Source organism: Paenibacillus lutimineralis (genome assembly GCF_003991425.1).
Lineage (GTDB): Bacteria > Bacillota > Bacilli > Paenibacillales > Paenibacillaceae > Fontibacillus > Fontibacillus lutimineralis.
In genome coordinates, this window is record NZ_CP034346.1 from 4712094 (window position 1) to 4732948 (window position 20855).

Here is a 20855-nt window from a genome sequence, read left to right on the forward strand (position 1 = left end):
ATTCCTGCTATTTTCTTAATTCAGCTGCAAAAGTTTGCTCAAGTGCATTGACCACAGATCCATGAACTGCAGTGATCTCCTCATCCGTCAATGTCCGTTCCTTGTTGCGGTATACGAGAGACAAGGCCACACTCTTCTTGTCTTCTCCCAGCTTACTGTCGATGAATATATCGAATACCTCAACGGATTCCAGCAATTCGCCTGCGTTCTGACGGATCGTCCCGATCAAATCTCCGGCCTGAACTTCCTGGCCAACCACAACAGCGATATCACGCTGCATCGAAGGGAAACGCGGTAAATCACTATATGCTACCGTTGCTCCTGCATAGCGGTAGATCGGTTCAAGTAACAATTCTGCTGCATACGTATCCACTAGCTCTATTTCACGCTGAAGATCTGGATGAAGCTGTCCTATGGTACCGATCCATAGCTTGCCTTCCGGTGTATCGAGATACATAGAGGCAGAACGTCCCGGATGGAATCCAACTGGCTTGTTCGCTTCATAAAAGACTTTTTCGCTTAACCCCAGCGCTTCAAACACACTTTCCAGCGCTCCCTTGATATCGAAGAAGTCCACCTTCTCCGCAGGCATATTCCAGCGCTTCTCGCCACGATTTCCAGTCAGCAACATTCCGAGCAGAGGCAACTCTTGTGGTTGCTTCGTCAGCTTCTCTTCTGTAGATAGGAACCCATTACCGATCTCGAACAATGCCAGATTATCCTGCTTGTGTTTGCGGTTATATGCCGCGATCTCAGTAAGTCCTGGCAGCAGGCTGCTGCGCAACACGCCCCGTTCCTCACTCATCGGCATTGCCAACTTCACTTCATATTCTCCTGCACCCAGACGCGGGAACAGCTTAATACTGCCTTCCTTCACGAAGGAATAGCCCATCGCCTCCTGCCAACCGCCATGTACCAGCAGTTTGCGCAAGGAACGACGTAGAGCCTGCGACTTCGTATATCCGCCAGCAGTTGTCGGCCCTTCTATTACTGTAGTAGGGATGTTGTCATATCCGTATATGCGGGCAACTTCTTCGATCAAATCGACATCACGGGTAATATCCCCGCGGCGTGTAGGTACGCGCACTTCAATGGTATTATCGGCCATATCTCCACAATCAAAATGCAATCTGCTCAGGATCGTCTTCGTCTCAAGCGTTGAAATATCCGTTCCAAGGAAAGAATTCAATTTGCTAAGTGATAGAGAAATGATATTCTCCTGCGGTTGTTTGACAACTGTCTCCACTACGCCTTGATGAACACTGCCAGAAGCATGCTTCATCATAAGTCCTGCCGCCCGGTTCAGGGCCGGAATTACAGAGTTCGGATCAACCACTTTCTCAAAACGCAAGGATGCCTCAGAACGTAGTCCCAGATGACGGGATGTAATCCGTACCGAGCTGCCGCTGAATTTGGCCGATTCCAGCACAATATTCGTCGTCTGCTCAGTTACTTCCGAGTTAAGGCCACCCATAACTCCGGCGAGAGCGATCGGGTTATCCTCTCCGTCCACGATCAAGAGCGTTCCCGCCTCCAACTTGCGCTCCTGCCCATCCAGTGTAACCAGGCTCTCATCTGAGCTAGCCTCGCGCACACCGATCACACCGCCGGCAATCTTGTCAGCATCGAAAGCGTGCAGAGGTTGACCATATTCCAGCATAACGTAGTTCGTGATATCAACGATATTGTTGATCGGGCGAACCCCCGCAGCCATCAGACGATTCTGCATCCAGAGCGGCGAAGGAGCGATCTTAACGCCTGTGATATAACGAACTGCATAGTGGTCGCACAATGCCGATGCATCGATCTTCACAGCGACATAATCATTAGCTGGCTTCTGTACTTCTACCAAATCCTTCTCCGGCGTTGGTAGCTTAACTTCTCTTCCGAGAATCGCACCCACTTCGTATGCCGCGCCCAGCATACTTAAGCAATCGGAACGATTCGGCGTTAAATCGAAGTCCAGAATTTGATCGTCAAGTCCAAGCAGGTTCGTGATCGGCGTGCCGATCTCAACTTGCTCTGGCAGCACGAGAATTCCTTCCTGCTGATCCTTCGGCAGTAGCTTGTCATTCAGCCCCAGCTCTTTAGCGGAGCAAATCATGCCATGGGAAGGAACACCACGCAGCTTCGCCTTCTTGATCTTCAATCCACCTGGCAGCTCAGCGCCCACAAGCGCTACGGCAACCTTCTGGCCAGCGTCAACATTTTTGGCTCCGCAGACGATCTGCAAATCCTCGTCCTCGCCAGCATCTACTGTACACACGTTCAGCTTGTCAGCATCCGGGTGCTTCTCCTTATGCTTGACATAACCGACAACAACCTTAGTCACACCTTTGTTGCGGTTCTCGATCGAATCAATCTCAATGCCCGAGCGTGTAATTTGCTCTGCGAGCTCAGTAATATCTACATTTTCAAGCGATACATATTTAGATAACCATTCGGCTGATACTTTCATCTGACTTTCCCCTTTCCGCTATTAAATTCTGGCAAACTGCTGCAAGAAACGAAGATCATTGCTGAAGAAGTGACGGATATCGTCCACACCATATTTCAGCATCGCGATCCGCTCCACACCCATACCGAATGCAAAACCGCTATAAATTTCAGGATCATAGCCGCTCATCTCTAGCACGCGTGGGTGTACCATGCCGCTACCCAGAATTTCAAGCCATCCGGTGTGCTTGCACACCCGGCAGCCATTGCCACCGCATTTAACACAAGTTACGTCGACCTCAACACTAGGCTCAGTGAATGGGAAGAAGCTTGGACGAAGCCGGATTTGCGTATTCGAGCCGAACATCTTCTTTGTGAACTCCAGCAAGGTCCCCTTCAAATCACTCATCCGGATTCCTTTGCCGACAACCAGACCTTCAATCTGATGGAACTGGAAGGAGTGTGTCGCATCATCATCATCGCGACGATATACTCGTCCCGGACAAATGACCTTAATCGGCACCTCGCCCTTCATTTGCTCCATCGTGTGTACTTGAACCGGAGAAGTTTGTGTACGCATCAGCAACTCTTCCGTTAAATAGAAAGAATCCTGCATATCGCGAGCCGGATGATCCTTCGGTAAATTCAACGCTTCAAAGTTATAATAATCGGTCTCAACCTCAGGACCCTCAGCAATCCGATAACCCATACCAATGAAAATATCTTCAATGTCCTGGATAACCTGATTCAGCGGATGAATCGCACCTTGCTTCATCGGACGGCCCGGCAAAGTCACATCTACCTGCTCGGCAGCCAGACGCTGTTCAGTAGCCAGACGTTGGAAAAAGTCAATCTTCTCTTCCACCAGTGCTTCAATAGCCCCGCGAACTTCATTGGCCACCTGACCGATAACAGGGCGTTCCTCAGCACTTAAAGATCCCATACCGCGCAAAATTTCCGTAAGTGCACCCTTCTTACCCAAATATTTAACACGCAGCTCAATCAGATGATTACCATCCGCAACCTTGTGAAGCTGTTCCAATGCTTCCTGTTTGAGTGCTTCCAAACGATCTTTCATGAATTTTTCCTCCCTAAACGTTAAAAATCATGTTGAAATCCAAACAAAAAAGGCCTTCTCTCCCGAAAAGGGACGAAAAGACCGTGGTACCACCCTTGTTAGAGCCTGGTGCGTGCAGCACACGCACCAGGCGTATCGCTGTTACAACAAAACTCTCACTTTAACGAATAACGGCTCGTGACCGGTATCCTCTACTTCCTTATTCCCTTCAGTGGGAACAGGCGGTTCAAGGAACTGCTCCGGAGTGAACTTCAGCAGTCTAAATTTCGTAGAGACGCTCTCAATCTGCGGCGTCCCCTCCCTGTAAGAAGGCTTCTGCTTACTCTTCTCCATCATAGCATTTACATGTTTGGCTTGACTGATTACACTTATCCCATATTATATGCAAACTCCCCCCAAATGGCAAGCTTCCTGGACCCTAAATGACAGTTCCGGCTCCCCCAATCGTAGTTAGATACAAGTAACCTGAATTTATAGAAGAGGATCAATAGATATTTATTCAAAAAAGGTCTTGCCTTCCATCTCTAAAAATGATATATTATTTCTTGTCTTCAAAAGGAGTCAAATTCTTAGATTAAGACAACGGGATGTAGCTCAGCTTGGTAGAGCACCTGGTTTGGGACCAGGGGGTCGCATGTTCAAATCGTGTCATCCCGACCATATTTCATATTTGCGGGTGTAGTTCAATGGTAGAACTCCAGCCTTCCAAGCTGGTAGCGTGGGTTCGATTCCCATCACCCGCTTACTCATGTAAATCCCTTGCGATGCAAGGGATTTTCTGTTTTTATCTCACAATTATGAATGCTTCTACTGAAATGTTCCTCTGCTCTCTATCGGCGAACGCCTCATATAAAAAAGCTCCTAGCCGGCAAGCCGACTAAGGAACTCATTCTCAAATACGCCTGCAGGAACAGGCTTACTGAACAGGAAGCCCTGCCCCTCATGGCAGTTCTGCTGCTTTAGAAACTCAAGCTGCTCCTCGCTCTCGACCCCTTCGGCCGTCACTTTGAGCTGCAGATGGTGTGCCATTGTCGTAATTGTAGATACGATGGCGGCATCATTTCCATCCAACATTAGCTCCTGTACGAAGGCTCGGTCAATCTTCAAGCGGTCAATGGGTAGGCTCTTCAAATAGTAGAGCGAGCTATATCCTGTTCCAAAATCATCGATACTAATATGTATTCCGAGCTGCTTCAAGCTGTATAACTGGCTTAACGCCGTCTCAATATCATAGGTCATACTCTCCGTAACCTCAAGCTCCAGATACTTCGCTTCCATTCCAACTTCCTTTAGGATCGCTCCCACCCTCTCAGCCAGGTTATATTGACGGAATTGGCGCATCGAGAGATTGACAGAGATACATATTGGCGGATAACCAGCTAATTGCCAGTTCTTATTATACTGACAGGCTGTCCTTAATACCCACTCTCCAAGTTGAACGATCAAGCCGCTATCCTCAGCGATCGGAATGAATTCCCCTGGTGAAATGATCCCACGCTTCGGATGTCTCCACCGCACTAGCGCTTCCATTCCTACCATCTGATTGGTCTGCAGACTGAATTGCGGCTGAAACTCCAGGAAGAATTGCTCCTGATCTAGCGCCTTGCGCATATCGTTCTCCAATTCGATTCGGGCCTGGGTTACCAGCTTTAATTTATCAACGTAACGCGAAAATTCCTGCCCTTGATCCTTGGCATGATGAACAGCCATATCAGCGTATTGGATGACCTGCTCAACGGATGCTCCATCTGCAGGATAGACGGCTAAACCCATCGAAAGTGAGATGTGGTACTCTGTCTCATCGATAATGACGGATGGATTCACTGCATGAAGCAAGCATACTGCACGGCGTTCAGCCGCCTTTGCATCACCCACTTCGCCTAAAATGAGAGCAAATTCATCTTCTCCCATTCGGTAGACCTTCTCTGCACCCCGGCACACCTCTGACAGTCGTTCGCCTACCTCCGTAAGCACTTTGTCGCCAGCGCTATAACCAAGAGAATCATTAATTGCCTTGAAGCGATCGATATTGATCACGGCAATACCGATACATGAAGCGCAAGAAAGGGCCGCTTGACCAAGCTCCTCCTTCATCCGCCGCAAATTAGGTAATCCGGTCAGTTCATCATGATCGACCATATGCTTCATCAAAGCTTCAACAGCCTGTTGGCTACGGAACGGCTCTTCAATAGTAAGGCGGTATACTCCCTTCATCACAAAATAATAAGAGAGAACCATATACCATTCGCCGACAGCATGAAGCAAGCTAGCCTGCATGTCTACTAACATAAGCAGAATATGCCCCAGCAGCATGAACATCAACGCCTGAACCATCGTTATCGCTGCAGACGAGCTTGCCTTGCGCGATCGGCGAACCATGGATATCATCGCCAATAAGATGATCGGCAGAGTAGCTATCCAAATTACCGAATTGCCGAGGCTGCGTCCGTTATACTCCAGCCATTCAGGGTGCTTCCATTGATATGTATATAACAGTCCGATCCCGATCGCACTGACCAATGCACCACCGATAAAGGCCATAAATTTATGTTTGCCCAACACCTGCCTATCTTCTGTACAGAAAATAAACAGAATCCCCAAAGCCCCAAGCAAATGCGAAATCGCAAGCAACGTATTCGATAAATGAAGCCCGGTCTCTATTCCGAACAGCTTAAGTCCGCTATATGCCGAAATATGTAATACATCCAATAATCCGATTATGAAAAAGAGGACCGCGGTGTACAAACGCTGTCTAGACAGCTTGTCCGCAAACAAAATCCAGCCTTGAGCAAAAATCGCAAATGATATTGTTCCGATCACCAATCCGGCCAGGATCAATAATGCTCGCATGCTATCCGCGGAAATCCCCAAGCTGTCTAACCTAACGGATGCTATAATGAAGGCCAGCATACCTGCCAATCCGATTCCTCCCTGGATTAAAGCTGTTCTTCTCTCTGTCCTTGTACCCATCTTTGCGCTCTCAACCCCCGGAGGTATATTCTTTAGTTGTACAATTCAACATCATCCGCTATTTTCCTGCCTTCTCCCTAATCCAAGGACAAAAATCGCTAAAATACGCGTCACTTTTCTGAACACTCAGAAAAAGCCCGGCTATTCGAAGATAACCGGACTTTTTCTATATATATTCTATTACTTCTTCTTAAAGTTCACTTCAGGCGTCGTAAGCTTATCATAGAAATCAACGACTTTATCCTTATCGTCTGATACACGAAGCGCCATAGCTGAACGCGGATGCTCGTCCAACGTTCCGGTAATCATGTAGGGGATCAGGTAACCCCACTCCTCCTTCTCGCGAAGCGGCACCATCAGTTCTTCAAGAACAACAAGCAGTGGACGAAGATTATATTTCGTATTTTTTAAATGAGTGACGAGCAGTTCTGTAGGACAGTTGCCCGCTGCACGACCCATCCCGTATACAGAAGCGTCAAGAAATTCTACCCCGTTATCTGCTGCAACTAGCGTATTTGAGAAAGCCAACTGCATATTGTTATGGGTATGAACGCCCAAGCGTTTATTAGGCAAATGGGTCTTGAATTTGTCCACCAAGTACTCCATATCTTTATAATCCAGACTACCGTAAGAATCGACGACATACACAACGTCAACTACGCTCTCCTTAATCATCTCGAACGCTTCTAGCAATTCATTCTCCATCACGTTCGACAAAGCCATAATATTCAGCGTCGTCTCATACCCGCGATCATGGAACAATTGTACAAGCTCCAGAGCTTTATCGACATCCTTGATGTAGCAAGCTACTCGAATCAGATCAAGCATACTCTCGCTGCGGGGCAAAACATCATTCTCATCTACCCGACCGATATCGACTAGGGCAGACAGCTTGGTGGTTCCTTTCTGCGGGATCACCTTACGAAGGAAATCGTCGTCCAGGAAGCGCCATGGCCCTGCCTCATCAGCTCCCTTAAGCAGTTTCGGGGAGTTTTTTATACCCAATTTCCATATAATCCACGCCTGCTTCATTCAGACCTGCATACAATTTTTGTACAAAATCCACACTAAAATCCCAATTATTGACTAACCCGCCATCTCGGATAGTACAATCGACAATCTTACATTGGTTCGCTTTCATCTTCCTATCCCTTTCACTCGTTTGTTTTATTATCCATCTTACTTGAAGGTAAATGAAAATGTAAAGTGAAAGATACAAAACGCTGTGATTCATATCACAGTTGTTTATTTTCCGGTTTGCTATATTTATTGAGAACCAATGAGAGTGATTATCAATATCAGATTATTAGATAAGAAATGCTATCATTTAATATTAATTATTGTTGGATAGATATTCATACAGAAGTTTATTAATAGTACCTAAATTAATGAAGCAAATAAAATTACCAGTTCTAATCCTTTCATTATAATAAGGGGCGATCTACCATGTCTGACTGCCAAAACTGTCTGCTCGGTCTGAGACCGGGAATCTCCGCTGAAATACGTCACTTCGGATCCATTGATCCTGCGCTGAAGCGCCGTCTTACTGATCTTGGCATCTCTGTTGGCTCAAATATTACGATCAAGCGATATTGCCCATGCGGAGGACCATTAATGCTGGAATGCAGCGGTCAGCTATTCGGAATCCGTCAGAAAGAAGCAGCGGAAATTAAGGTGGCTGTCTCATGAACAATGCGGCCCTTATCGGCAATCCAAATACAGGTAAAACCTCCCTATTCAATACGCTCACCAGTTCATACGAATATGTAGGTAACTGGTCAGGAGTAACTGTTGAGAAGAAGGTTGGACATCTCAAGAATAAAAGTGGAGAACTGACCGATCTCCCTGGCATTTATACCTTGCATCCCTTATCGAGGGATGAAGGTGTCGCTGCTGAATATTTGGTGTCGGAATCCCCTAGCCTAATAGTTAATATCGTTGATGCTTCTCAACTTGAACGAAATCTTTATTTAACTTTTCAGCTATTGGAATACGGGAAGCCCGTTGTAATTGGTCTCAATATGATCGATGTTGCTAAATCGAACGGTCTCAGCATTAATCTAGAGGCCTTGGCAGAGAGTATCGGCGTTCCTGTAATGCCCCTTGTAGCCCGTACGGGAAAAGGCGCTGAAGAACTGCTTGATCTAATCAGCAACTCTTCGGTAAAAGCACCTGATTTTCGCATCGATTACGGAAATGCCGTCGAAGCAGCAATCAGCAACATTTCCCGGGAATTAAATTCTGTCATCCCTGATCATATTTCGTCCGAACGCTTCATCGCCCTTCAGTTGCTGGAGCGCAATGAAGCTGTTATTCGTTCACTTAAGCTCAGCGATGAGCAGATCGCCAAGGTACAATCTATTTGCGATTTGGCAGAACAGCGGTTGCACATGGCAGGAACCCCATCCACTTTACAGGAGTATATCCGCTCAGTAAGAACGAAGCATATTCAAGAAATCTGTGCAAAGGCTGTCGATACGACCCATCGCAAGCCTAACACACTCACGGAGAAAATAGATGCCGTAGTGACCCACCCGATCTGGGGGATACCAATATTCCTCGTCTTCATGATGTTTACCTTCAAGTTGACCTTTGATTGGCTTGGTAATCCGTTATCCGATCTACTGGAATCCTTCTTCTCTGGTCCACTTAGTACATGGATACAGAACGGACTAGTTGCTGTGGGCGCCTCAGAATTTACGCGTGCACTCTTGATCGACGGAATTATCGGCGGTGTAGGGGGTGTGCTTGTATTCATTCCGCAGATTTTCATTATGTTCCTGATTATTTCCTTCATTGAGGATTCAGGCTATATGGCACGGATTACCGTTATGATGGATAAGATCATGGAACTAGCAGGACTTAATGGCAAGGCACTCATCCCGTTCATTATCGGCTTCGGCTGCAACGTCCCTGGCATTATGGCCTCGCGCAGCATTGAGCAACCGAAGGAACGGATGCTGACCATGCTGCTCGTTCCGCTGATGTCCTGCTCAGCCCGTCTGCCCGTCTACGCCCTGTTCGCAGGTATATTCTTTGCCCGAGCCCAGGCACTCGTTGTTTTCTCTTTGTATCTGCTTGGGATCGTGCTAGCGTTAGTATTAGCCAAGCTATTCTCGCTGTTCATGTTCAAAGATTCGAAGTCCTTCTTCATGGTTGAATTGCCGCCATACCGCATGCCGCAGTCTACCACCCTGTTCCGTAGCACTTGGGAGAAGGGCAAAGGCTTCTTACGCAAAGCAGGGACGTTCATTCTTGGCGGATCTGTATTGATCTGGCTGTTGTCCTATGTTGGACCAGGAGGAGTAGCTGATACGATGGACGATAGCTTCCTTGCTTATATCGGCGGGCTGTTCGCTAACCTTCTTCATCCACTTGGCTTTGGAACATGGCAATCCGGAGCCGCCCTCATTACTGGCTTCATGGCCAAAGAGGTCGTCGTATCCACGATGAATATCATCTATCATGTGCCTGATATGGCTGGACTACAAGGCCAAATTGCGCTGTCCTTTACGCCACTGCAAGCAATCAGCTTCATGGTATTTGTACTATTATATACACCTTGTCTCGCTACGGTAGGTGTTCTTCGCAAGGAGACAGCCTCCTGGAGATGGACAGCGTTCGCTGTCTTCTATTCCTTAACACTTGCCTATATCATGTCGTTCATTATTTATCAGGGTGGAATACTGCTGGGGTTTGTGTAAGAACCATATGAGTTCAATGAAAGGAAAGTGATAATGATGGCCGATATCCTAATCATTGGTGTGGTCTTCGGATTTGCACTTTTTGCTCTCTATCGCGGCTTCAAAAAGAGCAAGAAAGGCGAATGCGCTGGCTGCTCACAGCGTAATTCCTGCGCGGCCTGCGGGGATGTCAATCAGACATCATCTTCTCCCCACTGTGAATCTCAATCTCCATAAGTCAACAATTTATACTGAAAAAAAAGGTATCTCATCCTTGTAACGATGAGATACCTTTTTCTCTTTATACAAAATCTATACCATGGGGAGCCAGATCTCAAAGATTGTACCTGCTCCTTTGATACTATCGACGGAGATCGTTCCCTTGTGGTTCCTTACGATCCGGTAGCTAACCGATAGGCCAAGCCCAGTTCCCTTCTCCTTCGTCGTAAAGAAAGGATCGAAGAGGTGGGCTAACAGCGTCTTATCGATGCCATTCCCGTTATCCTGAATAGATATATTCACATATTTCCCTTCGGGCTTTGCTGTGATATTAATAACTCCGGAGTGATCGCATTTTACCTCTTCAATCGCATCCAGCGCATTTTTGATAATATTTAATAGAACCTGCTTAATCTGCTTCACGTCAATGGACACATTCATGTTTGCATCCTCGGACAAGAGAAGGTTGATTTCGCAGCCTTTCATATGCCCCTCGCTTTCCGTCAGGAGCACAACTTCTTTTAATAAGGAGTAGACACTAACAACAACCATTTGCGGGGCGGTGGGCTTGGAAGAGTTGAGAAATTCAAAAATAATATCATTGGCGCGATCAATTTCGGCCAGAATAATTCTTGCATATTCATCCTTGCCCAATTGGACAAGATGAGGGCGAAGCAGCTGAATGAAGCCGCGGATGGTTGTCAGCGGATTGCGGATCTCATGGGCAATAGCTGCTGATATTTTCCCAAGCATGGCCAGCTTATCATTTTGATATGCAGTTTGCTCAATTTGTCTGAATTCAGAAACGTCCTTCACGCTGAGCAAGAAATCTCCATCCATCTGGTCTCCATACTTCACCGTAATTAACCAATGACGGCCATATTCATCAATGACCTCATGATTCTTCTTGCGATAGAAGATTGTCTCGCGATAAATACGCAGAATCTTCCTCTTCTTAAATTGGTTCAGATGTGGGTGAAGCAGTATTTGCAACAAGTTACATCCGATCAATGCGTGACGCGGGGTTTCAAGGAGCTTAGCCATCTGCACATTAATAAAAGTCAGCACTCCCTCACTATCAAACAGCATAATTCCGCTATCCATATGCTGGAGCACATTTTCATACTTGTTCATTACAAGCTGGGTTGATTGAAATGCTTTGACGGACTCAAGTAATGTATCCTGGAATTCACTCAACAAGTTGATCCCCCTTTTTCAAATGATCTACCTGCCTATATACGTCAACCTACGGTCTACGGTCATTTTGCAATAGTCCCATTCCACGTTCTTACGGCATTGATCTTTACTCAAAGGTTCTTGCTCTTAAATTCTTAAGGAAACCCCTCAACACGGATCATAACCAACTCCTTATACGCTTGTACAATAACCCTAATTAAATCATAGTAAACTTTTCCAGAAAACGTCAATCAGAGATACTGTCGAAAAAAGAGGTATCGCTTAAATTTACCCATTTTCTCCAAAAAAATATCCAAAAAGGTTAAAAAGCACTCCCAATTGGAAGTGCTCTTGTCATTTTATCTATTAAAGTCAACTTTTTCTGTTTCATTGCCTAGATTAATTGTTGTCTCACTAGGCTTCGTCTCGGAGATAAGTTTGCCGTTTCGGAAGGAATAGCGAACGGTCGCTTGCTTCCGGATGGCCTCATATTCATTCTCTGCCGACAGGACGATGAAATTCGCAGGCTTGCCTGACTCAATGCCATACTTTTCTTCAATTTGCAGCGTCTTGGCACTGTTCGTCGTTATCATATCAATGGAATTTACAATCTGCTCGTAACCCATGAGCTGAGCGGCGTGAATTCCCATATGAAGGACTTGAAGCATCTTCCCTGTACCCAGCGGATACCATGGATCGAAGATATCATCATGCCCAAAGCATACGTTAAGTCCTGCTTCCAGCAGCTCTTTTACACGGGTGAGACCTCTGCGCTTCGGATACGTATCGAATCGGCCCTGAAGATGAATATTGACGAGCGGGTTAGATACAAAATGAATGCCCGACATTTTCAGTAGACGGAACAGCTTGTACGCATAAGCGTCATTATAGGAGCCCATTGCTGTTGTATGGCTTGCTGTCGTACGTGCTCCGAGGCCACGCTCAAAGGCTTCTTTGGCAACAACCTCGACGAACCGAGATTGTTCATCATCGATCTCATCACAATGGATATCCACCAGACGGTCGTATTTCTCAGCCATGTCAAAGACGATCTTCATGGAATTGACGCCATATTCACGTGTAAATTCAAAATGCGGAATCCCGCCAACCACATCCGCTCCTAACTTCATCGCTTCCTCCAGCAATTCTACGCCGTTCGGGAACGATAGGATGCCCTCTTGTGGAAAGGCGACGAGCTGGATATCTACATAAGGGGCCATCTCTTCCTTCACTTCAAGCAGCGCCTTCAAAGCGGTCAGATCGGGATCTGTCACATCAACATGGGTCCGAACATGCTGAATGCCTTGGGCAATCTGCCATTTAAGTGCCGTCTTGGAACGGAGTACTACATCATCATGAGTCAACGTCTCTTTACGCTGCGACCAACGCTGAATTCCTTCAAATAATGTGCCGCTTTGATTCCATTCCGGTTCACCAGCTGTGAGCGTCGTATCCAGGTGAATATGCGGTTCAATAAATGGTGGAAGTACGAGCGAACCGGCAACATCGATCACTTCATGGCCCTCAACATTCACCGGAGACTCCGTAATGCTCACAAATTTCCCATCCTGTACAACGATATTCCATAGTCCCTCTTGTGCTCTTAACTTTGCATTTTGAATAATCATTGATGTACCCCCTCATTAATCAGTTTCTTTGTTGTTTGCTCCTCTCGCAGAGGAAAGCATTTCATTGCGATCACATAAATCACTGCTGTGCCCAAAATCCCGTTGACCGGCGGAATCCCTGGTACAAACTTGGCGATAAGTACGCCCCCTACCCATGCGATTAGAGCGTTCCAATTCACTTGTCTGAATTTCATTTCCTCGAACTTCTGATACTTACCGCGTTTCAGCAAGAAAAAATCGGTCAGTAGAATCGCCCCGATCGAAGGCAGAACAGAGCCCAATACCGTAAGGAATCCAACAAAATTGTTATAAAGCCACATCGCCGCAACCGTACCTAGAAGCCCATTTCCAATTACAAATTTATTACGCGATAACTTCGTAATATTAGAGAAACCTAAACTTGAAGCGTACAAGGCATTTTCGTTGGTAGTCCAAATATTCAGACCAAGTACGATGATAGCTGGAATGATTAATCCTTGCAGATACATCACGTCAGAGATATCTGATTCCCCGTATACAATCGCCCCAACGGCACCAAATAAGAACATTAATGAATTACCAAGGAAGAACGCCACCACCGTGGATACTACTGCAGAGCGAGCCGATTTTGCAAATCTTGCAAAATCGGGCGTCAACGTCCCACCGCTAATAAAGGAGCCGATACAAACCGAGAGGGCCGTAGCAATCCCGATTGCTTGGGCCGGCTCATAGGACAGTAAGCCCTGGAGGCCTCCTGCCTTGTTAGTTGCCTCGAGCACCGAGTAACTCCCCAAGATCGCAATCGAAGGAACGGAGACAATGCCGATAATCGCCAGTGCTTTAATTCCGTAAATAGCAGTGACCGTCATCAGCACTCCGAAAATAAGAATCAGCACATATACGTTCATGCCAGTCATCTTCTGTACTGGAACGGCGAACATCGCGACACCTACACCAAACCAGCCTACCTGCGTTAAGCCGAGCAGCAATGAGGATAGATAAGACCCTTTCTCCCCAAATGCATATCTGGTCAGCAAATGAGTCGACAGCCCTGTTTTTGCAGCGATATAAGCCAGTGCCCCGGTATAGACACCAAGAATCAAATTCCCGGCCAGAACAATCCAGATGAATTGAGAAAACTTAAGTCCGTTGCCAAGGGTTCCGCCTGCCCACATGCTGGCAGAGAAGAAGGTGAAGCCCAGCATGACGGCGAGAATTTTCCAAAATCCGTTGCGATGTGCCTGGGGCACAGGTTCTAATGAGAATTCCAAATCTACTTTTTCCATAGCAGCCTCCAAATAACATGATGATTGATACCGCATGATGCTTGTACATGCTTGGAGAGCACCGAACCGTGCAAAAAAAAAAAATTGCAATAAAAAAGACGCATTGCCGTTTCTGACAATACGCCTCTTCTACTTATGATCAAACCAAATAGACATAAAAATGCCTTGTTGGATCATAAGGTCCGCTGTCCTTGCCAGTCTCACGGGACTGATTTAAAGGTATCAATATAAAGTTGTTAACATTATTACAGAAAAAATCTTCATTGTCACTGGAAATACATGGGAATCTATTTCTGCAGCAATTTGGTTCTACGTCGACTCATTACTGCTAACCGCTTCTTAAGCTCTCTTTCCCACTTGTCATCGCCGATATGCTTCGAGAAAGCCAAAAGGTCAAGCGCCATATCGATTTGGCTCTGAACAATATCAAGCGGGTCCTCTTCCTCACAGTTCACACAATTGCAGAAGATCGATTCTTCATCCTCCATTACGAAATCCTGAAAATCAATTTCCGAGACACCATCACCATGTGCGTACTCAGCCAAAATCTCATATTCATTCTCCACTTTGTAATGGACTTCGACCCGATGGCATACCGGGCAGAACAGCAAGGGAACATTATGGACCTGGGTACGATAATGCTTCAAAGTCCCCTTAGTTCCAAGCATACTAGCACCGCAGCAAAAACTCATCCCCTGTCACCCTTTCCAGATCCTTGTTCATACACTCAAGTATTATATCCACCTTCAATATGTGATTTCAAATAATTTATTCGAGAAAGGTGCGAGTAATTCCTCTGTAGAATACGAAATTATTACCAAATATCTATGACCAACGACATACCTTGGGCAAAAAGCCCCCTGCATGGAACACCTGCAGAGGGCTTGAAATGTTACTTCGAATGAAGATTCTTGTCTCCAGGTTTCCAATCTGCGGGGCAGAGGCCACCAGATTGAAGAGCCTGAAGAACGCGGAATGTCTCGTCAACACTACGTCCTACATTGTTATGGTTAACGACCTGGTATCTCACTTCGCCCTCCGGGTCAATGATGAACAGGCCGCGAAGTGCAACGCCCTCTTCCTCGATGAGGACACCATAATCACGGGCAGCACTCTTCGTCATATCGGACGCAAGCGGGAAGTTCAATTGCCCCAGGCCATTACTATCCTTCGGCGTATTAATCCACGCTTTATGGCTATGCTCAGAGTCTACGCTGCAGCCAAGAACTTCAGCATCTAGCTTCTTGAACCGTGGGTAAGCCTCACTCAGCGCCATAATCTCAGTCGGGCATATATCTGTGAAGTCCAACGGATAGAAGAAGAACACCAGCCATTCGCCACGATAATCGGACAGCTTCTTACGTCCAAATTCCTGGCCGTCTCCGTTTACAATCGCGAGATCGAATTCCGGAGCTGGTCTGCCTACCAAACGTTCTGCCATCTGAAAATTTCCTCCTCAACAAATGGTAAGAAACAAAAGGCGCTTCTATTTTTAGGTTGGACTACTTATTTTCATGCTATGCATACAAAATTATGTTATTTCATCGCAGCGACGATAAGATCGCCCATCTCCTTCGTACCGATCGCCTTGCTCTTATCAACGGCGATATCACCGGTACGATGTCCTGCATTAAGTACATCAGATACAGCCTTTTCGATCGAATCTGCAGCATCCGCATAGCCAAATGTCATTCTAAACATCAGAGCCAGCGACAAGATCGTCGCGATCGGGTTAGCTAGATTCTGGCCAGCAATATCCGGGGCAGAACCATGGACGGGCTCGTACAGACCGAAGCTGCCTTCACCCAGCGATGCGGAGGACAACATGCCGATTGATCCAGTCAACATCGCAGCTTCATCACTAAGAATATCTCCGAACATATTCTCAGTTACGATAACATCGAAGCTGGCCGGACGGCGAAGCAGCTGCATTGCACAGTTATCCACCAGTACATGCTCCAGCTCAACATCCGGATATTCCGGAGCAATCCGGATTACTACCTCACGCCATAGGCGGGAAGTCTCAAGCACGTTCGCCTTGTCAACGGAAGCAAGCTTCTTGCGACGCTTCTGAGCGATCTCGAACGCTTGACGCACGATCCGCTCCACTTCACTCACATTATAAGCGCAAGTGTCAACCGCTTCCTGTCCTTGCTCCGTATCACGGCGGAACTTCTCACCGAAATAAATACCGCCTGTTAACTCACGTACCACGATCAGATCCGTACCTTCTAATACTTCCGGCTTCAAAGTGGAAGCGTCCTTCAGACAGTCGAAGACAACGGCTGGACGCAGGTTGGAGAATAAGCCGAGCGCTTTCCGAATACCGAGCAGCCCTGTCTCTGGACGAAGCTCCTTCGGGTTGTTATCCCATTTCGGTCCGCCAACCGCTCCAAGCAATACCGCATCCGCACTGCGGCAAATATCGAGCGTCTCTTGCGGTAACGGTGTTCCCTTCTCATCGATTGCAATTCCGCCGAACAAGGCATGCTCTGTCTCAAAGCGGTAGCCGAACAGTTCCTCCGCACGTTTCATTACTTTTTCTGTTTCAGCAACAACTTCCGGTCCGATCCCGTCGCCGGCAATAACGGCTATTTTTTTTACGTCAGCCATGATTATCTTCCTCTCCTCAAGCATTTCACGAATAACATCCTTACTCTGTTGTAACACAATCGGAGAGGCTAGACCAAGATATAGATTCTATTATACTAATAGGTTTTAACTATAAGCTATTTAAAGGGCTATCTAGGTGGAATTTATTTCTTAGCATCAAGTATAAACATGGACGCATCCTGATTCATGAATATTTTACTTCCCGTATAAAAAGTTTTAGCCGTAACATCTTTGAAGCCCATCTGATTCATCAGATTTATAAGCTGCCCTTGATCAAATCCATTATGAACCATGTCTGAGGCAATCTCTTTATTTTTATCAAAATCAATAATTAGCAAATGGCCATCTGGGTTGAGAACCTCATACAACTTGGATAACACGGGCTCCACATTGCTGATATGAAGCAAAACCTGAGCCATAATAACGTAATCAGCACGGATATCTGAGCGGAATGCCGTTTCAAAATCAAAGCATAACGTAGCCGCATTCTGAATATGGGCCTCAGCCATTTTTTGCTCGATCTGTCTAAGCATATTTTGCGAGGTATCCAAAAAAGTCACGGAACGAAATTCATCCAGCAGATCCATTCCAACGAGTCCAGTCCCACATCCAAAATCGATCGCACTTTTATTTTTACCGTCCGATATGTATTCACGAACAGCATTAGATATAATTTTGGCGATTCTAATTCTTTCGGGTGTATCATATCCACTCGCCATCGAATCAAAAATATCGGTATTTCCCATGATTGTACCCCCAGTCCGTTTCTTTCTTAAAATTCTTTTTGTGCATTTCAATGTTTATCTTGTAATAGCTACAGTATCATATCATGAGCTTTGATATCAAAAAAGGCAGGGTGTCTCTCCTTTTAAATTTCCAAGAGCACCACCCTGTCTTCTGTTGTCAGCTATGTCCCTTAATCATGATACGATTCAGCAATTGCATTCGCTGTTACGATCGCTTGGTATACATCATCCGGACTGACCGGGAACGGCATATTCCCCATGGTGTCGCCCTCTGCACATGCATCAATTGCAACCTGGCGCCATTCCTTCTCCTCAAACTTTTCCATTCCGAGATCCTTCAATGTTAGCGGCAAGTTAACGGCTTTGATGAGATGAATCACCGTCTCCAATTCTTCACGTGGAGCATTCTCCAGTACTAACTGAGCCAACAGACCAAAGGTCACTTTCTCCCCATGCTGCGCTTTGTGCAATGATTCTACAGCTGTCATTCCGTTGTGAATCGCATGTGCTGCGGCCAATCCCCCAGATTCCGCACCTACACCGCTCAAGTAAATCGTAGCTTCGATCGTCTCCTCCACAGCACGCGTCACAACATGGTTATCCACAGCGATTTTAGCCTCGACCGCATTTTTCAATAACGATTCATAGCAGAGCCGTGCAATTCCAAGCCCGGTTGCGGAAGGCTTCATGAGCACCAGATTGTCGCCAAATGACCGATAGCAGGCTCTCGCTTCAAAATAGGTTGCCAGCGCATCACCGATTCCTGCAGCAAAGAAGCGGGAAGGCGCAGCAGCCAGTATTCCTGTATCAGCCAGTACAATATCCGGGTTGCTCGGCAGGAATAAGTACTCGTCGAAGGAGCCGTCTTCTTTGTATATTACAGCCAGGGCTGTACAAGGTGCATCAGTAGATGCAATCGTCGGGAAGATCACGACCGGCAGCTTCTCATAGTAAGCCGTAGCCTTGGCCGTATCCAGTGTCTTGCCTCCGCCGATGCCGACAATGATATTAGCCCCTGCCTTACGCGATAAATCGCGGTGCCGTTCAATTTCCTGCTTCGTGATCTGATAATTGAACTTCTCAAATATGGCTTTATTGCTCCCATTCTTTATGGACTTTCCAGCTTCCTCTTTCGCCCGTTCCAGGATGAATTCATCGCAGATTACATAAGCTGAATCACCAAATGTTTTCATGTAATCGTTAATTGAAGCAAGCAGACCCTGTCCGATAATAAACTTCTTAGGCGAGGTCACCGACTTCACATATTTGGCACTGGTCATTTATAAATCTCCTTTTATCGCTCGTTTTCGCCGCTTTTAGGCATTCTTAGAATGCACAGGTACGCTCAACATTATAATTTCCCGGATATGTATGCAAAAAGAAAGAGCCCCAACTCTTAGTTGGGACTCTTCACATGAGATTGCTATAGCTTCTGTATCGCTTTCTTCTCAATCAATCGATTCAATGCATCAACATAAGCTCGGGCACTCGCTTCCAAAATATCCGTGCTTACGCCCCTGCCCTGTACAGTGAGTTCATCTTGCGTCATGACGACGTGAACCTCACCCTGAGCATCCTTACCATAGCTAATCGATTTGATAGTGTAATCGGACAGCGTTACCGTCTCTCCGGTAGCTTGATCGATCGCATTGTATATAGCATCTACCGAGCCATTGCCTTCCGCTTCCCGCTCCAGTGTCTTGCCGTCGGCTGTCAGGATGCGCACCTTGGCCGATGGCGTCGATTCATTGCCGTAGGACACATGGATCGCTTGCAATTGATAAGCTTCCGGTGTGTCCACCAGCTTCTCTTGCAGCAGAGCATGCAAATCCTGATCGGTAACATCCTTCTTCTTATCGGCCAACACTTTGAATTTGGCAAAAGCTTCGTTCAGCCTCTCATCATCCAGCTTGTAGCCTAGCTCAATCAATCTTTCGCGGAAAGCGTGGCGTCCGGAATGCTTGCCAAGCACCAGCTTGCTCTCCTTCAGGCCGATCGTCTCCGGAGACATGATCTCATAGGTCGTCTTCTCCTTCAGCATACCATCCTGATGAATCCCCGACTCATGAGCAAAAGCATTCGCGCCAACAATCGCTTTATTCCCCGGTACGACCATACCTGTCAACCGGCTAATCAGACTGCTCGTGCGAGCGATCTCCGACAGTTCAAGCGATGTCTTGGCTCCGAAGAACTCACTGCGCGTCTCTAGCGCCATTGCTACTTCCTCCAGAGCGGTATTGCCGGCTCGTTCGCCAATCCCGTTGATCGTTCCCTCGATCTGATCGGCCCCGCCAAGAATTGCGGCCAATGAATTCGCTGTTGCCATTCCCAGATCGTCATGACAGTGCGCACTCAATTGGATCTTCTCGATGCCTGGAACTCTCTCCTTCAAGGTTTTGAAGATATTTCCGTATTCATAGGGATACAGATACCCTACTGTATCCGGGATATTTACAACCGATGCTCCTTCACGGATCGCCATCGCCGTCATTTCGCACAGGAAGTCAATCTCCGTACGACCAGCATCCTCACAAGAGAACTCGATCTTGGAGAAGTACTGACGCGCATATCTGAGCGCAGCCTGAGCTGTCTCCAACACCTGATCCTTCTCCATCTTCAGCTTGTATTTACGATGAATCGGACTAGTAGCAAGGAAGATATGAATGCAAGGATCTTCCGCCCCCTGCAGCGCCTCTCTTACCGCATCGATATCCTGGGTCCGCGAACGGGACAAACCGATAATCGTTGAGTTCTTGATAGCCTTGGCGACCGCATTTACCGCTGCCAAGTCACCCGGCGAAGCAGCCGGAAAGCCCGCCTCAATCCGATCAATGCCAAGCTTCTCCAATTGATAGGCGATTTCCAATTTCTCACGGGTATTCAGATTCACTCCCGGGGATTGTTCTCCATCCCGCAGTGTTGTATCAAACATATAAATTTTGCGCACTTATGTACACCTCCTGTACAAACTACCTATAAAACCCAATGCGGCACACGCGAAGGGCACGGCCGCATTGGGGGGATGGATAGAAATTTGAATT

The 20855-nt window shown here is 46.7% G+C and carries 15 protein-coding genes, 2 tRNA genes, 1 pseudogene and 1 other annotated feature; of the genes and pseudogenes, 5 read left to right on the plus strand and 13 right to left on the minus strand.

Going from position 1 to position 20855, the window contains the following annotated elements; translation table 11 throughout:
• Positions 1 to 7: 7 nt before the first annotated feature.
• Together pheT and pheS are read right to left on the minus strand one after the other, a co-directional pair.
• A complete protein-coding gene (gene pheT, locus EI981_RS21045) occupies positions 8 to 2458 on the minus strand; it encodes a phenylalanine--tRNA ligase subunit beta (RefSeq protein WP_127001572.1) in 2451 nt (816 codons plus the stop codon).
• A gap of 21 nt (positions 2459 to 2479) precedes the next feature.
• The gene (pheS, locus tag EI981_RS21050) at positions 2480 to 3514 is read right to left on the minus strand and encodes a phenylalanine--tRNA ligase subunit alpha (protein WP_127001574.1); all 1035 of its coding nucleotides are present in this window, start codon (positions 3512 to 3514) and stop codon (positions 2480 to 2482) included.
• Between the two features lie 65 nt (positions 3515 to 3579).
• Positions 3580 to 3859, minus strand: a binding site (T-box leader).
• Between the two features lie 238 nt (positions 3860 to 4097).
• Between pheS and EI981_RS21060 the strand changes: the two genes are divergently transcribed.
• Positions 4098 to 4174, plus strand: a tRNA-Pro gene (locus EI981_RS21060).
• A 12-nt stretch (positions 4175 to 4186) separates the two neighbouring features.
• Positions 4187 to 4257 (plus strand) — tRNA-Gly (locus EI981_RS21065).
• Positions 4258 to 4375: 118 nt separating this feature from the next.
• Here EI981_RS21065 and EI981_RS21070 read toward each other — a convergent pair.
• A complete protein-coding gene (locus tag EI981_RS21070) occupies positions 4376 to 6484 on the minus strand; it encodes a putative bifunctional diguanylate cyclase/phosphodiesterase (RefSeq protein WP_127001578.1) in 2109 nt (702 codons plus the stop codon).
• Between the two features lie 180 nt (positions 6485 to 6664).
• A pseudogene (locus tag EI981_RS21075) lies at positions 6665 to 7625 on the minus strand (aldolase catalytic domain-containing protein).
• Positions 7626 to 7930: 305 nt separating this feature from the next.
• Between EI981_RS21075 and EI981_RS21080 the strand changes: the two are divergent.
• From EI981_RS21080 to EI981_RS21090, 3 genes are read left to right on the plus strand one after another with little or no spacing between them, the layout of a single operon-like run.
• Positions 7931 to 8173, plus strand: coding sequence for a FeoA family protein (locus EI981_RS21080; protein ID WP_127001580.1), 243 nt, complete (start codon positions 7931 to 7933; stop codon positions 8171 to 8173).
• The gene (feoB, locus tag EI981_RS21085; RefSeq protein ID WP_127001582.1) at positions 8170 to 10188 is read left to right on the plus strand and encodes a ferrous iron transport protein B; all 2019 of its coding nucleotides are present in this window, start codon (positions 8170 to 8172) and stop codon (positions 10186 to 10188) included. The genes EI981_RS21080 and feoB overlap by 4 nt, the downstream gene beginning before the upstream one ends.
• A gap of 36 nt (positions 10189 to 10224) precedes the next feature.
• Complete coding sequence (locus EI981_RS21090; RefSeq protein ID WP_227011930.1) at positions 10225 to 10404, plus strand: FeoB-associated Cys-rich membrane protein; 180 nt, start codon at positions 10225 to 10227, stop codon at positions 10402 to 10404.
• A gap of 75 nt (positions 10405 to 10479) precedes the next feature.
• Here EI981_RS21090 and EI981_RS21095 read toward each other — a convergent pair whose 3' ends face one another.
• From EI981_RS21095 to EI981_RS21135, 9 genes are all read right to left on the minus strand, one after another.
• Positions 10480 to 11586, minus strand: a complete 1107-nt coding sequence (locus EI981_RS21095; RefSeq protein WP_127001586.1) for an ATP-binding protein — start codon at positions 11584 to 11586, stop codon at positions 10480 to 10482.
• A 335-nt stretch (positions 11587 to 11921) separates the two neighbouring features.
• Entirely contained in the window at positions 11922 to 13190 is a 1269-nt protein-coding gene (locus EI981_RS21100; RefSeq protein ID WP_127001588.1) for a cytosine deaminase, read from the minus strand.
• A complete protein-coding gene (gene codB, locus EI981_RS21105; protein ID WP_127001590.1) occupies positions 13187 to 14455 on the minus strand; it encodes a cytosine permease in 1269 nt (422 codons plus the stop codon). The genes EI981_RS21100 and codB overlap by 4 nt, the downstream gene beginning before the upstream one ends.
• Positions 14456 to 14742: 287 nt before the next feature.
• The gene (locus tag EI981_RS21110) at positions 14743 to 15147 is read right to left on the minus strand and encodes a hypothetical protein (protein WP_068780136.1); all 405 of its coding nucleotides are present in this window, start codon (positions 15145 to 15147) and stop codon (positions 14743 to 14745) included.
• A gap of 200 nt (positions 15148 to 15347) precedes the next feature.
• On the minus strand, positions 15348 to 15896 hold the full coding sequence (locus EI981_RS21115; RefSeq protein ID WP_127001592.1) for a peroxiredoxin: 549 nt from the start codon (positions 15894 to 15896) through the stop codon (positions 15348 to 15350).
• Positions 15897 to 15991: 95 nt separating this feature from the next.
• The gene (gene leuB / locus EI981_RS21120; RefSeq protein WP_127001594.1) at positions 15992 to 17068 is read right to left on the minus strand and encodes a 3-isopropylmalate dehydrogenase; all 1077 of its coding nucleotides are present in this window, start codon (positions 17066 to 17068) and stop codon (positions 15992 to 15994) included.
• Positions 17069 to 17211: 143 nt separating this feature from the next.
• Complete coding sequence (locus tag EI981_RS21125; RefSeq protein ID WP_127001596.1) at positions 17212 to 17814, minus strand: class I SAM-dependent methyltransferase; 603 nt, start codon at positions 17812 to 17814, stop codon at positions 17212 to 17214.
• A gap of 170 nt (positions 17815 to 17984) precedes the next feature.
• Positions 17985 to 19094, minus strand: a complete 1110-nt coding sequence (locus EI981_RS21130; protein WP_127001598.1) for a glycerol dehydrogenase — start codon at positions 19092 to 19094, stop codon at positions 17985 to 17987.
• 143 nt (positions 19095 to 19237) lie between these two features.
• Entirely contained in the window at positions 19238 to 20761 is a 1524-nt protein-coding gene (locus tag EI981_RS21135; RefSeq protein WP_127001600.1) for a 2-isopropylmalate synthase, read from the minus strand.
• Between the last annotated feature and the right edge of the window lie 94 nt (positions 20762 to 20855).

Coding starts and splice junctions, on each gene's coding strand:
- pheT (WP_127001572.1), bottom strand. CDS start 2,458: ATGAAAGTATCAGCCGAATGGTTATCTAAATATGTATCGCTTGAAAAT.
- EI981_RS21130 (WP_127001598.1), bottom strand. CDS start 19,094: ATGACCAGTGCCAAATATGTGAAGTCGGTGACCTCGCCTAAGAAGTTT.
- EI981_RS21115 (WP_127001592.1), bottom strand. CDS start 15,896: ATGGCAGAACGTTTGGTAGGCAGACCAGCTCCGGAATTCGATCTCGCG.
- codB (WP_127001590.1), bottom strand. CDS start 14,455: ATGGAAAAAGTAGATTTGGAATTCTCATTAGAACCTGTGCCCCAGGCA.
- EI981_RS21125 (WP_127001596.1), bottom strand. CDS start 17,814: ATGGGAAATACCGATATTTTTGATTCGATGGCGAGTGGATATGATACA.
- EI981_RS21080 (WP_127001580.1), top strand. CDS start 7,931: ATGTCTGACTGCCAAAACTGTCTGCTCGGTCTGAGACCGGGAATCTCC.
- EI981_RS21110 (WP_068780136.1), bottom strand. CDS start 15,147: ATGAGTTTTTGCTGCGGTGCTAGTATGCTTGGAACTAAGGGGACTTTG.
- EI981_RS21100 (WP_127001588.1), bottom strand. CDS start 13,190: ATGATTATTCAAAATGCAAAGTTAAGAGCACAAGAGGGACTATGGAAT.
- EI981_RS21070 (WP_127001578.1), bottom strand. CDS start 6,484: ATGGGTACAAGGACAGAGAGAAGAACAGCTTTAATCCAGGGAGGAATC.
- feoB (WP_127001582.1), top strand. CDS start 8,170: ATGAACAATGCGGCCCTTATCGGCAATCCAAATACAGGTAAAACCTCC.
- leuB (WP_127001594.1), bottom strand. CDS start 17,068: ATGGCTGACGTAAAAAAAATAGCCGTTATTGCCGGCGACGGGATCGGA.
- pheS (WP_127001574.1), bottom strand. CDS start 3,514: ATGAAAGATCGTTTGGAAGCACTCAAACAGGAAGCATTGGAACAGCTT.
- EI981_RS21090 (WP_227011930.1), top strand. CDS start 10,225: ATGGCCGATATCCTAATCATTGGTGTGGTCTTCGGATTTGCACTTTTT.